The organism is Orrella dioscoreae (assembly GCF_900089455.2).
GTDB classification, from domain to species: domain Bacteria; phylum Pseudomonadota; class Gammaproteobacteria; order Burkholderiales; family Burkholderiaceae_B; genus Orrella; species Orrella dioscoreae.
Window position 1 is genome coordinate 2,662,430 of the sequence record NZ_LT907988.1, and the last position, 18,712, is coordinate 2,681,141.

At 67.7% G+C, this 18,712-nt stretch carries 16 protein-coding genes; 9 read left to right on the plus strand and 7 right to left on the minus strand.

Features of this window, described 5'->3' with window-relative positions:
- Nucleotides 1-13 precede the first annotated feature (13 nt).
- The 8 genes from ODI_RS12475 (at nt 14) to ODI_RS12510 (ending at nt 10,037) form a co-directional block, all read left to right on the plus strand.
- A complete protein-coding gene (locus ODI_RS12475) occupies nt 14-1,177 on the plus strand; it encodes an aromatic ring-hydroxylating oxygenase subunit alpha (RefSeq protein ID WP_067758787.1) in 1,164 nt (387 codons plus the stop codon).
- A gap of 152 nt (nt 1,178-1,329) precedes the next feature.
- Entirely contained in the window at nt 1,330-2,274 is a 945-nt protein-coding gene (locus ODI_RS12480) for a helix-turn-helix transcriptional regulator (RefSeq protein ID WP_067758970.1), read from the plus strand.
- Between the two features lie 215 nt (nt 2,275-2,489).
- The gene (locus tag ODI_RS12485) at nt 2,490-3,677 is read left to right on the plus strand and encodes a multidrug effflux MFS transporter (RefSeq protein ID WP_067758784.1); all 1,188 of its coding nucleotides are present in this window, start codon (nt 2,490-2,492) and stop codon (nt 3,675-3,677) included.
- 116 nt (nt 3,678-3,793) lie between these two features.
- A complete protein-coding gene (gene fauA, locus ODI_RS12490; RefSeq protein ID WP_067758781.1) occupies nt 3,794-5,986 on the plus strand; it encodes a TonB-dependent alcaligin siderophore receptor FauA in 2,193 nt (730 codons plus the stop codon).
- A 43-nt stretch (nt 5,987-6,029) separates the two neighbouring features.
- Nucleotides 6,030-7,139 carry an ABC transporter substrate-binding protein gene (locus tag ODI_RS12495; RefSeq protein ID WP_231968043.1) on the plus strand — a complete coding sequence of 370 codons (1,110 nt, stop codon included), beginning with the start codon at nt 6,030-6,032 and terminating at the stop codon, nt 7,137-7,139.
- 86 nt (nt 7,140-7,225) lie between these two features.
- Nucleotides 7,226-8,170: a FecCD family ABC transporter permease gene (locus ODI_RS12500; protein ID WP_231968044.1), complete on the plus strand. Its 945-nt coding sequence runs from the start codon at nt 7,226-7,228 to the stop codon at nt 8,168-8,170.
- A complete protein-coding gene (locus ODI_RS12505; protein WP_067758778.1) occupies nt 8,167-9,231 on the plus strand; it encodes a FecCD family ABC transporter permease in 1,065 nt (354 codons plus the stop codon). Before ODI_RS12500 ends, ODI_RS12505 begins: the two co-directional genes overlap by 4 nt.
- Entirely contained in the window at nt 9,228-10,037 is an 810-nt protein-coding gene (locus tag ODI_RS12510; protein WP_067758961.1) for an ABC transporter ATP-binding protein, read from the plus strand. Before ODI_RS12505 ends, ODI_RS12510 begins: the two co-directional genes overlap by 4 nt.
- A 33-nt stretch (nt 10,038-10,070) precedes the next feature.
- Here ODI_RS12510 and ODI_RS12515 read toward each other — a convergent pair whose 3' ends face one another.
- The 5 genes from ODI_RS12515 to ODI_RS12535 all read right to left on the minus strand — a co-directional run bounded on the left by ODI_RS12515 (nt 10,071) and on the right by ODI_RS12535 (nt 15,769).
- Complete coding sequence (locus tag ODI_RS12515; RefSeq protein WP_067758774.1) at nt 10,071-10,832, minus strand: ABC transporter permease; 762 nt, start codon at nt 10,830-10,832, stop codon at nt 10,071-10,073.
- Nucleotides 10,829-11,791 carry an ABC transporter ATP-binding protein gene (locus ODI_RS12520; RefSeq protein ID WP_067758772.1) on the minus strand — a complete coding sequence of 321 codons (963 nt, stop codon included), beginning with the start codon at nt 11,789-11,791 and terminating at the stop codon, nt 10,829-10,831. Before ODI_RS12520 ends, ODI_RS12515 begins: the two co-directional genes overlap by 4 nt.
- A 208-nt stretch (nt 11,792-11,999) precedes the next feature.
- On the minus strand, nt 12,000-14,225 hold the full coding sequence (locus tag ODI_RS12525; protein ID WP_067758769.1) for a xanthine dehydrogenase family protein molybdopterin-binding subunit: 2,226 nt from the start codon (nt 14,223-14,225) through the stop codon (nt 12,000-12,002).
- Nucleotides 14,222-15,241, minus strand: coding sequence for an FAD binding domain-containing protein (locus tag ODI_RS12530; RefSeq protein WP_067758766.1), 1,020 nt, complete (start codon nt 15,239-15,241; stop codon nt 14,222-14,224). The genes ODI_RS12525 and ODI_RS12530 overlap by 4 nt, the downstream gene beginning before the upstream one ends.
- A 15-nt stretch (nt 15,242-15,256) precedes the next feature.
- Entirely contained in the window at nt 15,257-15,769 is a 513-nt protein-coding gene (locus ODI_RS12535; RefSeq protein ID WP_231968262.1) for a (2Fe-2S)-binding protein, read from the minus strand.
- Between the two features lie 346 nt (nt 15,770-16,115).
- Here ODI_RS12535 and ODI_RS12540 point away from each other — a divergent pair, with 346 nt between their 5' ends.
- Nucleotides 16,116-16,970 carry a class I SAM-dependent methyltransferase gene (locus tag ODI_RS12540; protein ID WP_067758762.1) on the plus strand — a complete coding sequence of 285 codons (855 nt, stop codon included), beginning with the start codon at nt 16,116-16,118 and terminating at the stop codon, nt 16,968-16,970.
- Between the two features lie 12 nt (nt 16,971-16,982).
- Here the strand turns inward: ODI_RS12540 and ODI_RS12545 are convergent, their stop codons facing one another.
- Nucleotides 16,983-17,582, minus strand: coding sequence for a DUF1415 domain-containing protein (locus ODI_RS12545; RefSeq protein WP_067758756.1), 600 nt, complete (start codon nt 17,580-17,582; stop codon nt 16,983-16,985).
- A gap of 113 nt (nt 17,583-17,695) precedes the next feature.
- Complete coding sequence (locus tag ODI_RS12550) at nt 17,696-18,604, minus strand: D-hexose-6-phosphate mutarotase (protein WP_197707094.1); 909 nt, start codon at nt 18,602-18,604, stop codon at nt 17,696-17,698.
- Between the last annotated feature and the right edge of the window lie 108 nt (nt 18,605-18,712).

The following is an 18,712-nucleotide window of genomic DNA, read 5'->3' on the forward strand; positions in this document are numbered from 1 at the left end:
GAGCCCGAAGAGCATGACCGATATTGGACACCTCAGGCAGGTGCGCGAGGCCCTGAGCCCGCTGCACGTGCGCGCCTACTTCGACCAGGCACTGTTCGAGCGCGAACAGGAGATCATCTTCAAGCGCAACGCCCAGTACGTGGGCCACGAGAAGCTGGTGCCCGAGCTGGGCGACTGGCGCCGCCTGGCGCATGAGCAAGGCGGGCGCGTGCTGGTGCGCAACCCCAACGGCGTGGAACTGGTCTCGAATGTCTGCCGCCACCGCCAGGCGTTGATCCTGGGCGGCGAGACGGGCGACGTGACCGGTCCGGCGAACCCGGCGGGCAACCTGCGTGCCAGCGGCGGCAACATCGTCTGCCCGCTGCACCGCTGGACCTACAACGACCGTGGCGAGATCCTGGGCGCGCCCCAGTTCCCCAGCACGCCCTGCATGAACCTGCCGCGCTTTCCCATGAAGAACTGCCATGGACTGCTCTTCGAGGGCCCGCGCGACCCGGCCCAGGACATGGCGCCGCTGTTCTCGCGGCCGGAGTTCGATTTCTCGGACTACGTGCTGGACCACGTGGAAGTACACCACTGTCACTACAACTGGAAGACCTTCATCGAGGTCTACCTGGAGGACTACCACGTCGGCCCCTTCCATCCAGGGCTGGGCAAGTTCGTGACCTGCGACGACCTGAGCTGGGAATTCGCCGATCAGTACAGCCTGCAGCGCGTGGGCGTGCATGAAGAACTGGAAAAGCCGGGCTCGGACATCTATCGCGAATGGCACGACAAGCTGATGGGCTTCCGCTCGGGCACGGCGCCGGATTTCGGCGCGATCTGGGTCACCTATTTCCCGACCCACATGATCGAGCTGTATCCGCACGTGCTGGTGCTGTCGACCCTGTATCCGCAAGGGCCGCAGGAAACCCTGAACGTGGCCGAATTCTATTACCCGGAGGAAATCGCGCTCTTCGAGCGGGAGTTCGTCGAGGCGCAGCGCGCGGCCTACATGGAAACCGCCATCGAGGATGACGAGATCGGCGAGCGCATGGACGCCGGCCGGCTGGCGCTGCTCAAGCGCGGCACCTCCGAGAGCGGGCCCTACCAGTCGCCCATGGAGGACGGCATGCTGCACTTCCACGAGTGGTATCGCCGCACGATGGGCGAGCACCTGGGCGACGCCGCCGCCTGAAACCAACCGGACAGGAAACCGCCATGAAGCACCCGCGCGCCAATCTGCCGTCGACGGATCCCATCGTCGTTTCAAATGAGAATATATGCTATTCTCAAATCCCTGATCGCACTGTCCGCGCCGCCGGCGCGCAGACCCAGCATCTGAACCCCATGACCCGATTCACGGTTGCCGATTTCAACCGGATGGGCAGCGAGGCGGGCTTCCGCTATCGCCTCCCCCAGCTCTCCGGCACGCGCGACACCATCGATGATGTGTGCGTGGCGGAGGGGCGCGTCCAGGAGTTCTCGATCCGGCCCGGCCTGACGCTCGTGCTGTCGGACATCATCGCGCATCACCACTACGAAGCGACCTCGGTGATGCACCCCCAGTTTTCCACCATCGTCATGCTGCAAGGGCAGGCGCAGGCGCTGCTCGACAAGCATGACGACGTGCGCATGGTGGCCCAGAGCGGCCTGAGCGCCGTCTATGGCGACGCGGTCTCGATGACCGGCGTGCATCCGGCGGGCCAGCGCATGCGCAGCGTCAACGTGTCGCTGAGCGACCCGGCCGGCGCCGGCGACCCGCAACTGAGCGAGATGATCGCCCAGGCCCTGCGTGCGCCCGGCTTGCGCCTGCGCCGCTGGCCGGTGCAGACCCACATGATCCAGGCCATCGAGCAATTGCTGGACAGCACCTGGCAAGGGTCGCTGCACGGCCTGCTGCGCGATGGCGTCAGCATGCAGTTGCTGGCCCATGCCCTGGCCGACTTCTCCCAGGCGCCGGCGCAGGAAACGCAGACCTCCGCGCGTGACCGCCAGTTGCTGGAACGGGTGCGCGAGCGCCTGTATCACGCGCCCGGCGAAGACCATACGCTGGAAGACCTGGCGCGCCTGGCCTGCATGAGCCCCAGCACCTTGCGGGCCAAGTTCCAGGCCACCTACCACCGTTCGGTCTTCACCTGGCTGCGCGAACGCCGGCTCGAAGTGGCGCGCGAGCAACTGGCCCAGGGCTGGAGCGTGCAGCAGGCGGCGCATTTCGTCGGTTACCGCCACGCCACCAATTTCGCGACGGCGTTTCGCGAGCGTTACGGCATCGCGCCCAGCGAACTGAGCTGATTCCGCCAGCACCTGGCCTCGCCAGGCGCTGCCGCGTCCGCCCTCCGAAAAGACCCTGACGCGATCTCTGGCATTTGCCAAACATCCAGCGGCGGTGTGCATCCCCCGGCCGGCCCCTCGGACGCCACCATGCGGGGCCCGCTCCTTTTCCCGGAGCGCCCGACCTGGATGCAAAGACGGCCGTGCCGCGTTCCTCTCTCCCCTCCTATCCCGTCATGGTGCTGATGCTGGGCCTGCTGGCCTGCGTCGCACCCGCCACGATCGACGCCTATCTGCCTGCCTTCGGCGCGCTGGGGCGGGAGTTCGACGTTCCGCAGGAAGCCGTGCAGCAGACGCTGGGCGTCTATATGTCGGCCTACGCCACGATGCTGCTGCTGCACGGCACGCTGTCGGACTCGTTCGGGCGGCGCCGGGTCATCGTCGCGACGCTGCTCGTCTATATCGCGGGGTCGCTGGTCGCCGCCCTGGCGCCCACCTTCGACTGGCTGCTGGCGGGCCGCGCCCTGCAGGGGTTCTCCGCGGGCGCCGGGCTGGTGGTGGGCCAGGCCATCGTGCGGGATTGCTACACCGGCGCGGTGGCGCGCCGCACCATGTCCTATGTCGTCATGGTGTTCAACGTCTCGCCCGCGCTCGCGCCCATCATCGGCGGCCATCTGGCCGCCAACCAGGGCTGGCGCGCCGTCTTCCTGATGCTCACGGCGCTGGCGCTGGCCGCCCTGTTGCTGTGCGGCACCCGGCTGCCCGAAACGCTGCCGCCGGAACGCCGCCAGCCGCTGTCCTGGCGCGTGCTGGGCGGCAACCTGCTCAGCCTGCTGCGTGACGGCCGTTACCTGGGCATGACGCTGGCAGCCAGCCTGCTGGTGGCCGGCCAGGCCTTTCTCATCGGTGGCGCGCCAGACTTCATCACCGGCACGCTGGGCCTGCCGGAAACCGCCTTCGCCACCTTGTTCGTGCCGCTCGTGATCGGCGCCATGGCCGGCGCCTTCTTCGCGGCGCGCATGGCAGAACGCTGGACCGATGGACGCCTGATCCTCACCGCCTACCTGCTGATGGCGGGCAGCTGCGCGGCCAATGCCGTCTATCTGGCAAGCGTGCCCGCGCCCGCCCTGCCCTGGGCGGTGGTCTTCCCCTCGATCTTCACCAGCGGCCTGGCCATGGTCATGCCGGCCCTGACCTTGCGGATCCTGGCGCGCGCGCCGGCCTTGTCCGGCACGGCGGCCTCCCTGCTGGGTTTCGTCCAGATGATGGGGTTTTCAGTCATCAGCGGCTGGTGCGTCCCGCTGGTCTATGGCCAGCCCCTGCGCATGGCGCTGGCGATGCTGGCCTGCGTGGCACTCAGCGCGGCGGGATGGGTGATGTTGCACCGACGGGGTAGCGCCATCGGCGCCACGCAGACGGGATAGCAATTTCGGCGTTTGGCATAGGGATCGTGCGCTTAGCGATACGTAAGCAAATCCAACAAAAACAATAATTCTCATTAACAGTTCCATCCCTAATACCATCGCTGGAGAAGGCAAGCATGCCGCTCGTATCTTCTGGCGCGCCGTTCCGTGTGCGCCCCCTGGTTCTCCTGGTCAACACCGCCCTGGTGCTGGCCGCCGGCGTCGCCCAGGCCCAAAGCAGTGCCACCGCGCAGCAGCCGGGCCAGCTCCAGGCCGTGACCGTCACCGCCGACAGCCTCGGCGTGACCGAGACCACGCGCTCGTACACGACGAATGCGATGAGCACGGCCACGGGCCTGTCGCTGTCCCCGCGAGAGACCCCGCAGTCGGTCAGCGTGATCACGCGCCAGCAGATGGACGACCGCGGCCTGCAGACGACCTCCGACGCCCTGCAAAGCGCGCCCGGCGTCTCGGTGACCCGCAGCGACACCAACCGCTACTCCTTCTCCGCCCGCGGCTTCGACATCGACAACTATCAGTTCGACGGTCTGACGCAACCGAACCTGTCGCCCTGGACCTTTGGCGAAAGCAACCTGGATCTGGCCGTGTTCGACCGCGTCGAAGTCGTGCGCGGCGCCACCGGCCTCATGACTGGCGCCGGCAATCCCTCGGCCGCGGTCAACTATGTCCGCAAGCGCCCCCTGCGCGACTTCGCCTTGTCGGGCGGTGTCTCCGTGGGCAGTTGGGATTTCAAGCGCGGCTATGCCGATATTTCCTCTCCGCTGTCCGAGAATGGCCGGATCCGTGGCCGGCTGGTCGCGGCGTACTCCGATTCGGACAGCTATACCGCCTTGCAGGAGTCGCGCGGGCGGACGCTTTATGGCGTCATTACCGCAGACCTCACACGATCGACCGAACTGACCGGCGGCGTGTCCTACCAGTCCAGCGCGTACAACGGGTTCGGCAGCGGCTTCCCGCTGTTCTACAGCGACGGCACGCGCACGGATTTCGGTCGCACCGCCTCGAACAACGCCGGCTGGGCCCGTGCCGAGAATGACACCACCACGGGCTTCCTCGACCTGAGCCATACGTTCGCCAACAACTGGAAGGCACGTGTCGCGTACAGCCAGTCCTTGACCGACGCGACCATGAAGCAGGTCTTCCGCGGCGGCTATCCCGACCGGGCCACCGGCATCATGAGCGCCGCGCCGTCCTTCAGCCATTACGACGGCCACGTGCGCCGCAATGCGCTCAACCTGACGCTGTCGGGCCCGTTCCAGCTGTTCGGTCGCGAGCACGAGCTGGCGGTTGGCTACATGCGCTCCGAAGACCACGTCGCCTTCCCGCAATACCGCGCCCTGCTCCCCCTTCCCGGCCAGACGAACTACTTCCAGTGGGACCAGGACCTGACCCCCGAGCCCAATTGGTCGTCCACCAAAACCCAGGCCGATGACCTGGACAACAAGCAAAGCGGTGGCTACATCGTGAGCCGCTTTTCGCTGGCCGATCCGGTCAAGCTCATCGTGGGCGGCCGCCTCAGCAACTGGGAAACCAACCAGAACTACTTCGGCGCGCGACGCCAGTATTCCCACAAGAACGAGTTCGTTCCGTACGCCGGCCTGCTGGTCGACCTGAACGATACCTTCACCGCCTACGCCAGCTACACGGAAATCTTCAAGCCGCAGAACTACCGGACCGAAGCGGGCGAAATCCTGCCTCCGGTCACCGGCAAGAGCTATGAGATCGGCCTGAAGGGAGCCCACATGAACGGCCTGCTGACGAGCGGCATCTCCCTCTTCCGTACCGAACAGGAGAATCTGGCCGAAGCCACCGGCAACCTGGTCACCGGCACCACGAACCAGAGTGCCTACCGCGCGGTGAAGGGTGCCAAGGTCAACGGGCTGGAACTGGAGCTCGCAGGCGAGGTCACGGAGGGCTGGAACGTGGCCACCAGCTACACCACCTTCGTCGCCAAGGACGCCAACGACAACCCGATCAACACCAGCAAGCCGCGCAACCTGTTCAAGCTGTATACGACATATCGCTTGCCAGGTGAGCTGAACCGCCTGACCATCGGCGGCGGCGTGGACTGGCAGAATCGGATGTACCAGCTCGCAACCGCGCCGGGCAATCGCCGCGTGAACGTGCAGCAAGGCAGCTACGCGCTGGTCAACGCCATGGCACGCTTCGACTTCACCGACAAGGTCTCGGCCACGCTGAACGTGAACAACCTCTTCGACAAGAAGTACTACTCGCAGATCGGCTTCTATAACCAGGGCTGGTATGGCGCGCCGCGCAACGTGATGCTTTCCTTGAGGGCCCAGTATTGATGCAGCCCCTGTCCGAAGGCCGCCCGGCATGAGGGGTGGCCGCTTGAAACACGGCGCGGCATGGCCGCGCCTGCTGCTGGCGGGCTTCCTGGCCGCTGTTCTTGCCGCGTGCGGCGATGGCGGCAAGGACACGCCACCGGCATCGGCCACAGAGGCTTCCAGCGCGCCATCCCCTGCGCCGGCGGCGGATGGCGCCGGTACTTCGTCGGCGCCCACGGTTGCCGGGGCCGACGCCACCGGTTTCCCGCTGACGCTGACCACCGCACTGGGCGATGCCGTCATCCCTGCGCCACCCAGGCGCGTCATCACGCTGGGCCTGGGAGCCGACGACCTGGCCCTGGCGCTGGGCGTGGCGCCCGTGGGCGTGGGCCGTGCCGACTGGGGCGGCGATGCCGACGGCTACTGGCCGTGGGTACGCCAGGCGCTGGAGCGGCAAGGCAAGCCGCTGCCCGAGACCATCCGCATGTATCCCGAGCTGGACGTCGAGCGCATCATCGCGCTGCAGCCCGATCTCGTGCTGGCGCCGTTCAGCGGCATGAGCGCCCAGGCGTTCCGGCAGTTGTCGGCTTTCGTGCCCGTGGTGGGCTATCCCGACGCGCCTTACCTGACGCCCGTCCCCACGCAGGTGGACCTGAGCGCAGCCGCGCTGGGCAAGACGGCCAAGGCCGAAGCTGTGAAGCAAGACATCCATGACGCCCTGGCGCAAGCCGCCAAAAAATGGCCCATGCTGCAAGGCAAGTCCTTCGCCTATGTGCGCGCGGACCTCGGCTCGGGCAACTTCGCGGCCTACGTGCCAGGCGACCCGCGCGTGGACACGCTCTCGGCCATGGGCCTGACGCTGGCGCCCGCCGTGCGCGACCTGCGCGCCAGCGGCGGCCATTTCGCGCACTATCTGGGCTTCGAGCACGCGGACCGGCTGGCCGACGTCGACGTGCTGGTGTCCTGGTTCTATAACGCGCAGGAACGCGACAAGGTGGCGGCGGTGCCGCTCTTTGCCAGCATTCCGGCCGTGCGGCGAGGCGCCTACGTCGCACTGGACGACCCGGGCCTGGTCATGGCATCGTCTTCGGGTGCGCCGCTGGCGATTGCCTGGATGCTGGACCGACTGGGTCCGCAATTGGCCCAGGCAGCCGAGCGTGCATCGTCTCCGTGAAGCCCTGCTGACCGCGCCATCGCTGCTTGTTTTCCGTGCCTCATCGCCCTCTTCATGCTCTCTGCCTTCCGGCCGCCCTGCTTGGCTTGCTGGCCTGTGCACTGGCCAGCCTGGCGCTGGGCTCTCGCACCCTGGGCCCGGCCGCCGTCTGGCAGGCGCTGACCCAGCCCGACGACAGCTACCTTTCCCTTATCGTGTCGTCGCGCGTGCCGCGCACGGTGCTGGCCATCCTGACCGGCGCGGCGCTGGCCGTATCAGGCGCGATCGCGCAGGCGCTTACCCGCAATCCGCTTGCAGACCCGGGCCTCCTGGGCGTGAACGCGGGCGCGGCGGCGTCCTTGGTCGGCACGGCACTGATCGCGGGCAGCATGCCGGCGCATCCATTCTGGGCCGCCCTGCCTGGCGCCCTGGCTGCCGCGGCGGTCGTGCACCTGGTCGGCGCAGGCGGACGCGGCCGCTTGAATCCCGCCCGCCTGGTGCTGACGGGCGCGGCGCTGAATGCCGTGCTCTTCGCCTTCGTGCAGGCCGTGGCGCTGGTGCGCAACGACATCTTCGACGTCTATCGCTTCTGGGCCATCGGCTCCCTGTCCGGCCACAGCCTGCAGGCCGCCTGGCAGGCCGTGCCCTATGTGGCTGCCGGGCTGGTGCTGGCCGCGCTGCTCGCGCGCGCCCTGAACCTGCTGACGCTGGGCGGCACGCTGGCCAGCGCCCTTGGCGCCCGGGCAGGCCTGGTCCGCCTGCTGGGACTGTTCTGCATGACGCTGCTGGCCGCGGCCGCCACCGCCGCCGTGGGGCCCATTGCCTTCGTGGGGCTGGCGGTGCCTCACCTGGCGCGCCGCCTGGCCGGCGCCGACCAGCGCTGGCTGATGCTGTATTGCGCGCTGCTGGGGCCGATCCTGATGCTCGTCGCCGACATCCTGGCGCGCGTGCTGCGCGCCCCCGCGGAAGTGCTGACGGGCGTCATCGTCGCGCTGCTGGGCGCGCCCTTCCTGCTGGCGGCCCTGCGGCGTTCGGCAAGGATCTCGGCATGAGCGCCTGTCGCCCACCGCCGAACGAGGGCCTGCCGACGCGCCAATGCCTGCGCATCGGGCGGCACGTCTCGCTGCCCTTCTTTTTGCGCACGGTCGTCTACTGCAGCCTGCTGCTGTGCCTGGCTGGCGCCATCGCCCTGGCAGGCGTGCTGGCGGGCCCCGGACTGGACCTGGATGGGCTGCTGCGCGTGCTGGGCGGTGGCGGCACCACGCTGGAACAGTGGCTGGTGCACACCGTCCGCCTGCCCCGCACGCTGGTGGCCCTGGGCGCAGGGGCCGCGCTGGGGCTGTCAGGCACGCTGTTCCAGAGCATCACGCGCAACCCCCTGGGCAGCCCCGACGTCATCGGCCTGACAGCGGGCGCATCGGCGGGCGCCGTCACCGTGTCCATGCTGTGGCCGGGCGTGGTTCCCCTGGCGGTCGGCGCCGTGTCGGGCGCCTTCATTGCGACGGCCGCCGTCCATGCCAGTTCGGGCGCGGGCTTTTCGGCACCGCAACGCATGGTCATCGCGGGGATCGCCGTCGGTGCGCTGGCCTTCGCCTTCGTGCAGTTCGGCCTGTCCAACCTGCGCCGGGAACAGGCCTACCTGGCTGCTGCCTGGCTCAACGGCAGCGTGGCGGGCAGCACCTGGCGGGACGTCCACTTGCTGGCCGCAGCCTGCCTGCCCATGGCCTTGCTGGCGCTGGCACAGGCACGCCGCCTGGCGCTCCTGGAAATGGGCGACGGGCTGGCCACCGCACTGGGCGCACCACCGCGCGCCACGCGCGGCATTGCCATCCTGCTGGGCGTGGTCGCCGCCGCGGTGGCCGTCAGCGTGGCCGGCCCCGTCGCCTTCATTGCCCTGGCCGCGCCCCAGATCGCCCGCCGCTGCGTGCGCCGGGGCGGGCCCTTGCCCATCACGGCCGCGCTGACGGGCGCCGTGTTGCTGGGCGCCGCGGATCTCTCGGCGCGCCATCTCACGGGCGGCCAGGGCCTGCCCGTGGGCGTGCTCACAGCCGGCATCGGCGGCGTCTATCTGGCATACCTCCTCATCGCCGAATGGCGCAAGGCTTCCGCATGACCCTGGTTGCTTCCCCTCTCGCCCATCCTCCCCCCTTGCTCGAGGCTCACGGCCTGTCCGTCCGCTATGGCAGGCACGATGCCTTGCGGGAGGTCTCGCTGAGCGCGCCGCCGGGCTCTTTCACGGCGATAGTGGGTCCCAACGGCTGTGGGAAATCGACCCTGCTGCGCGCCTTGAGCGGCGCCCTGGCGCCCAGCGCCGGGGAAATCATCCTGGGGGGCAAACCCATGGCTGCGATGCGCCGCAAGGAAGCGGCGCGTCAATTGGCCTATCTTCCGCAAAGCCCCGTGGCGCCCGAACTCGTCACGGTCTTCGACCTCGTGGCGCGCGGCCGCTATCCGCACCAGACGCTGCTGCGCCAATGGTCGGATGAAGACGAGCTTGCGGTGCGCAACGCCCTGGCCGATACCGACCTCTCGGCATTGGCGGACCAGTCCCTGGATGTGTTGTCGGGGGGGCAGCGCCAGCGCGCCTGGCTGGCGCTGGTGCTGGCGCAGCGCGCGCCGCTGCTGTTGCTCGACGAGCCCACCACCTTCCTCGACATCCGCCACCAGGTGGACCTGCTGGCGCTCTGCACCCGCCTGAACAGGGCGGGCCGCACGCTGGTGGTGGTGCTGCACGATCTCAACCTGGCCTTCCGCCACGCCGGGACCGTGGTGATGATGCGCGCAGGCAAGGTGATGGCGCGCGGCCCGGCAGACGAGATCGTGACGGAACACGCCATGCGCACGGTCTTCGACCTGGACTGCCGGGTCATGCCCGATCCGGAGAGCGGGCGGCCGATGGTCATCCCGCGGCTGGCATGACGCGCGCAGCCGCGGGCAGGCCGCGCACGGCGATCAGTTCTTCAGGCGGTAGCCGGTCTTGAAGATCCAGCGCACCGCCAGCAGGCAAGCCGCCAGGAAGACCAGCGTCATGGCCAGGCTGATTTCCACGGCAACGTCAGACACGCCATAGAAGCTCCAGCGGAAGCCGTTCACCAGATACACCACCGGGTTCAGCAGCGTGACCTTCTGCCAGAAAGGCGGCAGCATGTCGATGGAATAGAAGCTGCCGCCCAGGAAGGTCAGCGGCGTCACGATCAGCATGGGCACGATCTGCAGCTTCTGGAAACCGTCGGCCCACACGCCGATGATGAAGCCGAAGAGGCTGAAGGTGATGGCCGTGAGCAGCAGGAAGCACAGCATCCAGATCGGGTGCTCGATGCTGAACGGAATGAAGGCTCTTGCGGTGGCCAGCATGATGAGCCCGATCAGGATGGACTTGCTGGCCGCGGCGCCCACATAGCCGATCACGATCTCCATATACGAGATCGGCGCGGACAGGACTTCATAGATGGTGCCGGAGAACCTGGGCATGTAGATGCCGAAGGCCGCATTGGAGATGCTTTCGTTCAGCAGCGACAGCATGATCAGGCCGGGAATGATGAAGGCGCCGTAGCTGATGCCGTTGATTTCCACCATGCGCGAGCCGATGGCCGAGCCGAACACGATGAAGTAGAGCGACGTGGCCAACACAGGCGAGGCGATGCTTTGCATCAGCGTGCGCCAGGTGCGGGCCATCTCGAACAGGTAGATGGCGCGGATGCCGTGCAGGTTCATGATTGCTGACCTTGTTGCGAAGTCTGGGACGAGGCGGCGGGCTGGTGCACCAGGCCCACGAAGATTTCCTCCAGAGAGCTTTGCGAGGTGCGCAGGTCCTTGAAGCCGATGCCCTCGGCCGCCAGGCGCTGCAGCAGCGCGGCAATGCCGCCGCCCCCGCCTTCCTTGTCATAGGTATAGACAAGCTCGTGGCCTTCGGCGGCCAGTTCCAGCTGCTCGCTGGCCAGGGCCGCAGGCACGGCGGCCAGCGGCTGCTCCAGGTACAGCGTCAATTGCTTCTTGCCCAGTTTTTCCACCAGCGCGGCAGTGCGCTCGACCAGGATGATCTCGCCCTGGCGGATCACCCCGATGCGGTCGGCCATTTCCTCGGCCTCTTCGATGTAGTGCGTGGTCAGGATGATGGTGACGCCTTTCTCGCGCAGCTGGCGCACCATCTCCCACATGCCCCGGCGCAACTCGACGTCGACGCCCGCGGTGGGCTCGTCCAGGAACAGGATGCGCGGCTCGTGCGACAGCGCCTTGGCGATCATCACGCGGCGCTTCATGCCGCCCGACAGCGTGCGCAGGCGCGCATCGCGCTTGTCCCACAAGGACAGGTCGCGCAGGACCTTCTCGATGTGGGCCGGGTTCTTCGGCTTGCCGAACAGGCCGCGGCTGAAGCTGACCGTGTCCCACACGGTTTCGAAGGCATCGGTGGTGAGTTCCTGCGGCACCAGGCCGATGGCGGCACGCGCCGCGCGGTAGTCACGCACGATGTCGTGGCCGTCGGCCATGACCTGGCCGCTGGTCGGCGTGACGATGCCACAGAGGATGCTGATGAGCGTGGTCTTGCCCGCGCCGTTGGGGCCGAGCAAGGCGAAGATCTCGCCACGCGCGATCTCCAGGTTGATGGGTTTCAGCGCCTGGTGGCCCGAGGCGTAGACCTTGGTGAGATTCTGGACGGAAATGACGGGCTGCACGCAGCCTCCTTGGTGTTGCGATCGGAATGTCGGTCGGGGGGAGGATCGGAGGAAAAACGAAGGCGCCGGCGCACCCGGCGTCTTGACGACGCGGTGACACCGGCGAGGGGTTGGGGGAATTGTAGCCACCCTGCCCGCGCCGCATAAGCTTATCCCCACATGACGTGGGGATAGGCGAGGATGCTGACAATAAGCTGACTGTTCGTTCTTATCGGGACGGGGCAGCCTTGAGCAGATCCTCGATATGCACAGGCAGCTCCCGTACCCGCACGCCCGTTGCGTGATGCACCGCCGAGGTCACCGCGGCGGCGAATCCTGCCAAGCCGATTTCTCCGATACCACGTGCCCCCAGCTCATTCAGGGCGGTGTCCGGGTGATCCAGGAAGACCACGTCGATGGCCGGGGCATCCGCATGCGTCGCAACCAGATAGTCCGCCAGGTTGCTGGTGACAGGCGCGCCGTTGCGCGCGTCGTAGCGGGTTTCCTCCAGCAGCGCCATGCCGACGCCCATGATGAGCGCGCCTTCGATCTGGTTGCGCCCGGTCTTGGGGTTGATGATGCGGCCCGCATCAATCACTGTCACCACCCTGGACACCCGCAGGCGGGCGATCTCCGGCTGCCAGGCTACCTCGACGAAATGCGCGCCATAGGAATGCAGCGACAGCTTGCCCGCATCGGCATCGTTGTCGCTGGAACCGGATTTGCCCTCGCCGACGGCGGATTCCGCCAGCAGGGTTTCGAAGCGCACGCCTGCGGAATCCGCTGCATCGGTGGCGCGGATCTTCCCTGCCTCGAAGACCAGGTCCGCGGTGCTCCGGCCATGATAAGGCCCGTCCTTCCTCTTCACGGCCTGGCCCAATGCCTGGGCGATGGCCGCGCGGGTGGCCTGGGCAGCGGCCGGCACCAACGAGCCCGTTGCCATCGAGCCGCCGGACAAGGGCCCGGGCGGCAGGTCCGTGTCGCCCAGCCTGACCGTGATGCGAGACAAGGGCAACCCAGTCAGTTCTCCCACCATCTGCGCCAACACCGTATAGGTGCCGGTGCCCAGGTCCTGGGTGGCGCTGGCAACCTCCGCGGTGCCGTCCGTGCGCAGGGTCACCCTGACCTGCGCCGGCAGGCGCTTCGCCAGCCATGAGGCGCTGGCCACGCCCCAGCCCAGGATCTCATCCCCACGCCAGATGGAACCCACGCCCCGCGTGCGCCGGTCCCAACCGAAACGGCGGGCCCCCACTGTCAGGCATTCAACCAGGTGCCGGGTCGAGAACGGCACCGCCAGGCTTTCATCTTCCTGCGGCTCGTTCATCAGCCGCAACGCCACCGGGTCCATCCCGAGCTCACAGGCGAGTTCGTCGATTGCCGACTCCAGCGCGAAGAGCCCGGGCACAGCGCCCGGCCCCCGCATGGAGGTGGCCGGGGCCATGTCCCGGCGCTCGTAACGGCTGCGCACCCTCAGGTTGGGCACGCTGTACAGGTAGGGCGTGGCCTCGCCGCAGTTTTCCTTCATATGGTCGAAGCGCGAGGCGTAATACAGAAAGTCGTGGCGCAGGGAACTGAGGCGTCCCGCGCGCGTGGCCGACAGGCGGATGCGCTGGCGCGTGTGGCTGCGATGGCCCACCGTCTGGAACATCATCTGGCGCGTGATCTCCAGCTTCACCGGCCGGCCAAGATCCCGGGCAGCGGCGGCGGCCAGCACGGCATGCGTCCATGGCCATAGCTTGCCGCCGAAACCCGACCCCAGGTAATGCGTGATGACCCGCACCCGCTCGACAGGCACGCCCAGCATCTGGGCCATGGCGGCGCGGTGATTGACCACCGCTTGCGAGGTTTCGTACAGCGTGTAGTGGCCGTCCTCGCAGACGGCGACGCTTGCGTGCAATTCGATGGGGTTGTGGGCCTGGACGGGCGTGGAATATGACTGGTCGAGCCTGACCTCGCCGCGCGAATAGGCCGCGTCGGGGTCGCCGCGCTCGCTGTCCACCTCGCCCGACTCACCGGGTTGCGCCTCCATGCCGACATCGGGGGCCTCGGCGTCATAGACCACGGTCACGGCGTCGGCCGCCGCCTTCGCGTGCGCGAACGTGTCGGCCACGACCAGGGCGACGTACTGCCCGTAATAGCGCACCAGGTCGTCGTGCAAGGGCGGACGGTGCTCATCGACGGTCACCCCGCTGTCCTTGTCGACGCGATGCAGCTTGCCTATGTTGTGGCGCGTGTAGATCTTGATCACGCCGGGCATGGCCGCCGCGCTTGCGGTATCCACCTGCCTGACGGTGCCGCGCGCAATCGTCGCGCCTACCGGCAGGGCATGGACCATGCCGTCCAGGCGCTGGTCGGCGGTGTAGTCGGCCCGCCCCGTCACCTTCAGCGCGCCGTCCACGCGGGAATGCCCCGCGCCCACCATCGCCGCCATGGCCTTCCTGTCCGGCGCGTTCATGGCCGCACCCCGCGTCCTTCAGCCACGGCACGGCTCAAGGCATGCATCAGGCAGCGTTTCGCCAGCTCTACCTTGAATGCGTTCTCCGGCAAAGGCCGAGCATCGCGCAAGGCCGCCTCTGCGGCAGTGCGGATCAGACTCTCCGTAGGCGCGCGGTCAAGCAGCACGGCTTCGGCCTCGGGTGAGCGCCAAGGCTTGGCGCCGACCCCGCCCAGTGCAATCCGCACGTGCTTGAGCACGCCGGCGCGCTGGGCCAGAACCACGCCCGCCGAGGCCAGCGCGAACTCATAGGAAGCGCGATCCCGCAGCTTCAGATAGACGGATCGGCCCTGCAGCACGGGCGGAGGCAGGCGGATGCCCGTGATGAGTTCATCCTGCGCCAACGCATGCTCGTGCTGCGGCGTGCTGCCCGGCAACAGGAAAAAGTCGGAGACCGGCAGGCGCCGGGCGCCACGCTCGCTTTCAAGCACCACCGTGGCATCGAGGGCCACCAGTGCCACCGCCATGTCCGAAGGATGCGCCGCCACGCAATGCTCGCTGGTGCCCAACACCGCCATGTTGCGGTGGTATCCCTCGATGGCGGAACAGCCGCTGCCCGGCTCCCGCTTGTTGCAGGCCGTCGCGGTGTCGCGGAAATACACGCAGCGCGTGCGCTGCATCAGGTTGCCCCCGGTGGTCGCCATGTTGCGCAATTGCGGCGACGCGCCGGCCAGCAAGGCCTGGGACAGCACCGGATACGCGGCCAGGATGGCTGGATGATGCGCCAGGTCGGCATTGCGGACCATCGCGCCGATGTCCAGGCCGCCGTCGGGACGCTCGGTGATGTCCGTCAGAGGCAGGCGGCTGATGTCCAGGATCTCCAGCGGCGTCTCGACCTCGAGCTTCATCAGGTCCAGCAAGGTCGTGCCGCCCGCCAGGAAGCGGAAGGCGTGGGATTGCCCCGCCGCACGGGCGCGGCCAGCCGCGCGCAGCGCGTCGCTGACGCCGCGGCTGTGGCTGAGATGGAAAGCTTGCATGCGGGGCCTCCTGGCTCAGTCCTTGCGCGGACCGCGCACATGCTGGATGGCGGCCACGATATTGGAATAGGCGCCACAGCGGCAGATGTTTCCGCTCATGGCCTCGCGCACATCGGCGTCGGCGGGGCCACAGGGCTCGCGCATCAGCGCCTCGGCCGACATGATCTGGCCCGCGGTGCAATACCCGCACTGGTAGCCGTCGTACTCCACGAAGGCTTCCTGCAAGGGATGCAAGGCCTCGGGCGTGCCCAGGCCTTCGATCGTCGTGATCTCGTCACCCTGGTGGCAGGCCGCCAGCACCAGGCAGGCATTGGTGCGCCGGCCGTTGATGTGCACCGTACAGGCACCGCACTGGCCGTGGTCGCAACCTTTCTTGGTGCCCGTCAGGCCCAGGTGGTCGCGCAGGCAATCCAGCAGCGTCGTGCGCGGGTCCACCTCGCAATGCAGGTCCTCGCCATTGACGCCCAGGGTCAGCGGAATCGGCGCCGCGGCGCGCGCGCGCGCGGCCGTCTCGGCCTGCGTCGGCATGCGCCGTCCCGTGGGCATCAAGGGAGGAGGACTGGAACGCGCATGCCGTGCGGCATGCGTGGGATCGGGGGTGGCAAGTTTGGGCGGCATGGTCCGGTCTCCTCGATGCACCTGTCCGGCCGCTTGGCGGAAAGTAGCGGCGCGACGCCCGATGCGCGCAGGTGTGAGGCCACTGTAGAACCCCACCCCGGTCATCCGTGCCTTCCAAGCGCATGCGAAGGATTCCGTTTGTAAACCGCACAGGCACTGGTTCTGCGTGGTTTTTCCTCCGAAACGCCCCAGTGCGGGCGGGCCCGCCCCGTCGCATTGAGTAAACTTGCTGTCTTCCCTACTGCCCTTCCCCCTCATGTCCTCCGCGCCCGACATCCGTCCCGATCAGTCCGTCGAACTGCTCAAGGCCCTGCACATCCTGACCCGCGACGGCAAGCTGAACCAGGACAGCCGGCGCAAGCTCAAGCAGGTCTATCACCTGTTCCAGTTCATCGAACCGCTGCTGAAGGACCTGAAGCAGGACCGCGACGGCATCACGCTGGTGGACCACGGCTCGGGCAAGTCGTATCTGGGCTTCATCCTGTACGACCTGTACTTCAAGCAGTTGAAGGATGCCTCGCATCTGTATGGCATCGAGACCCGGCCGGAACTGGTGGCCAGCGCGCAGGATCTCGCGCGCCGGGCGGGTTTCGAGGGGATGTCCTTCCTGAACCTGTCGGCCGCCGAGGCCATCGATTCGCCCAGGCTGCCCGCGCAGGTGGACATCGTGACGGCGCTGCATGCCTGTGACACCGCCACCGACGACGCCATCCGCTATGCGCTGGCCAAGGAAGCAAGGCACATCGTGATCGTGCCCTGCTGCCAGGCCGAGGTGGCGGGCGTCCTGCGCCGCCGCAAGCAGATGTCGCTGGGCGCGTCCGCCCTGGCCGAGTTGTGGCGCCACCCGCTGCACACGCGGGAGTTCGGCAGCCAGGCCACCAACGTGCTGCGCAGCCTGCAGCTGGAGGCGCACGGCTACCAGGTCACGGTCACCGAGCTGGTGGGCTGGGAGCACTCGATGAAGAACGAGCTGATCATCGCCAGTTACAAAAACCTGCCCCGCAAGAAGGCCACGGAACGGCTGGAGAACCTGCTGGAGATGCTGGGGATCGGGGAAATGCGGGCGCGCTTCTTCGGCGGCGCGGCGCCTGCCGCGTCCGCCAAGGCCTGATCACGCGGGGAGTCAATCCCGCTTGGCGTGCGGACAGGAGGCCGCTTCGGGCGCCTCCATCAGTCTTTCCCAGCCTTCCGGGCCCAGGCGGCGCAGCGTTTCCTGGTTGCGCAGATAGATTTCCGCCGCGTCCGGATTGGACTCCACCGCGCGATCCAGGCTGTCTTCGCGCAGGATGTGGAAGATCGGATACGGCGAACGGTTGGTGTAGTTCTCGATGTCGTCCGGCCCCGCGTCGGCGAACTGGTATTGCGGATGGAAGCTGGCCACCTGCAGCACGCCATCGAGCGCCATGGCCGCCAGCAGGTCTTCGGCCACATCCAGGAAATCGTTGTAGTCCAGGAAGTCCGACAGCGCGTCGGGCACGATGAGCAGCGCCGTGTCCATCGCTTGCGGGTCGGCGTCGGCCACCGTTTCCAGCAGGCGTTGCAGGTCCTGGGCCACCTGCTTGCGGTTGATGGCGGCGCTCACTTCGTAATGGATCTGCCCTTTGACCTGCACGCTCTTGGCGAAGGGACAGAGGTTCAGCCCGATGACGGCGCGCTCCACCCAGCGCTGCGTGGCGGCCAGGACGGCTTCAGGAGTATCGGACGGGATCGCGGGGGACGTCATGGCAGGGATTCACTTGGGACTGGGGAGGGTGGCGCATTCTATCCGCCTAATGGACGGGAAAATGTCACATTCCTGTCATGCCGAGCTTTCCATTTTATCCGGGGTGATTTCCCTCAAAGCCTGACGTCCTCCCACAGGCGCAACACCATTTCGTGTGCGGCGCCAGGCGCCAACACCAGGGCATCATCCATGACCCGGGCGGTTTCGATGCACAGCATCTGCTGCCACGCATCGGGCGAAAACTGCGACAGGCGTCGAGCCTTGTCGATGTGCGGATTCCACAGGACGGCGCTGCCCGAGCCCTCGCTTTCCACCACCAGGCGACGGCCCAGGCCGGTGTCATCCACCACCAGGCAGGGCGAGCCGGTGTAATAGATGCGATCCACCTCGCCGTCGAAATGCAGCGGCCCCTCCTGGCGCTTTTCCACCCAGCCTGCCAGCGTGTCCAGGTAACGGGCATCTTCCAGGCCCAGCACCCGCACGTCGCGCACGTCGCCCACCTGCAGATAGGTGTGCAGCGCCTGGCTGATGGTGCGCGGCTGGCCGCTGCCGTTGCGGCTGTGCAGCGCCACGCGCAGGCCGGCGGCGTCGAGCCGCACGTCCAGGCGTGCCGACAGGCCTTGCCAGGGTCCATCGTCGTCGGCGGCCAGGGCCAGCGTCAGGACTGCGGCCTCGCCCGCCAGGGCCTGGGCGTCCTGCACCTGCCACGCGCGTGTCCGCGCGTGGCCATGGGCGGGCGCGTGCGCGGCATCGGGCACCCCTGCGTGCACGGCCGCGGGATTGCGCGCCAGTTCGCCAAACCAGGGCCAGCACACGGGAATGCCGCCTCGCACCGACTTGCCGGGTTCGAGGACCGCGGCATCGCTCAGCCAGACCACGGGCTGTCGGCCGTCCCGGCCGAAACCGAGCACCTGCGCGCCCTGCTCCGCCACCCAGGCCTCGGTGTCGCCTACGCGCAAGCGCCAGCAATCCAGTTCGCCCCGCCGGGTCCGGGTGATGTCGATGCGCGTTTCCTGTGTCACGGTGATTCCTTGCAGCAGAGTCGGATAAGCGGGATTTTGACCCGAGCGGTGCGCTGAACGCCAGTGCTGCAAGCGCGATGCCAGGCGTGGCGGCCATGGCCAGGCAAC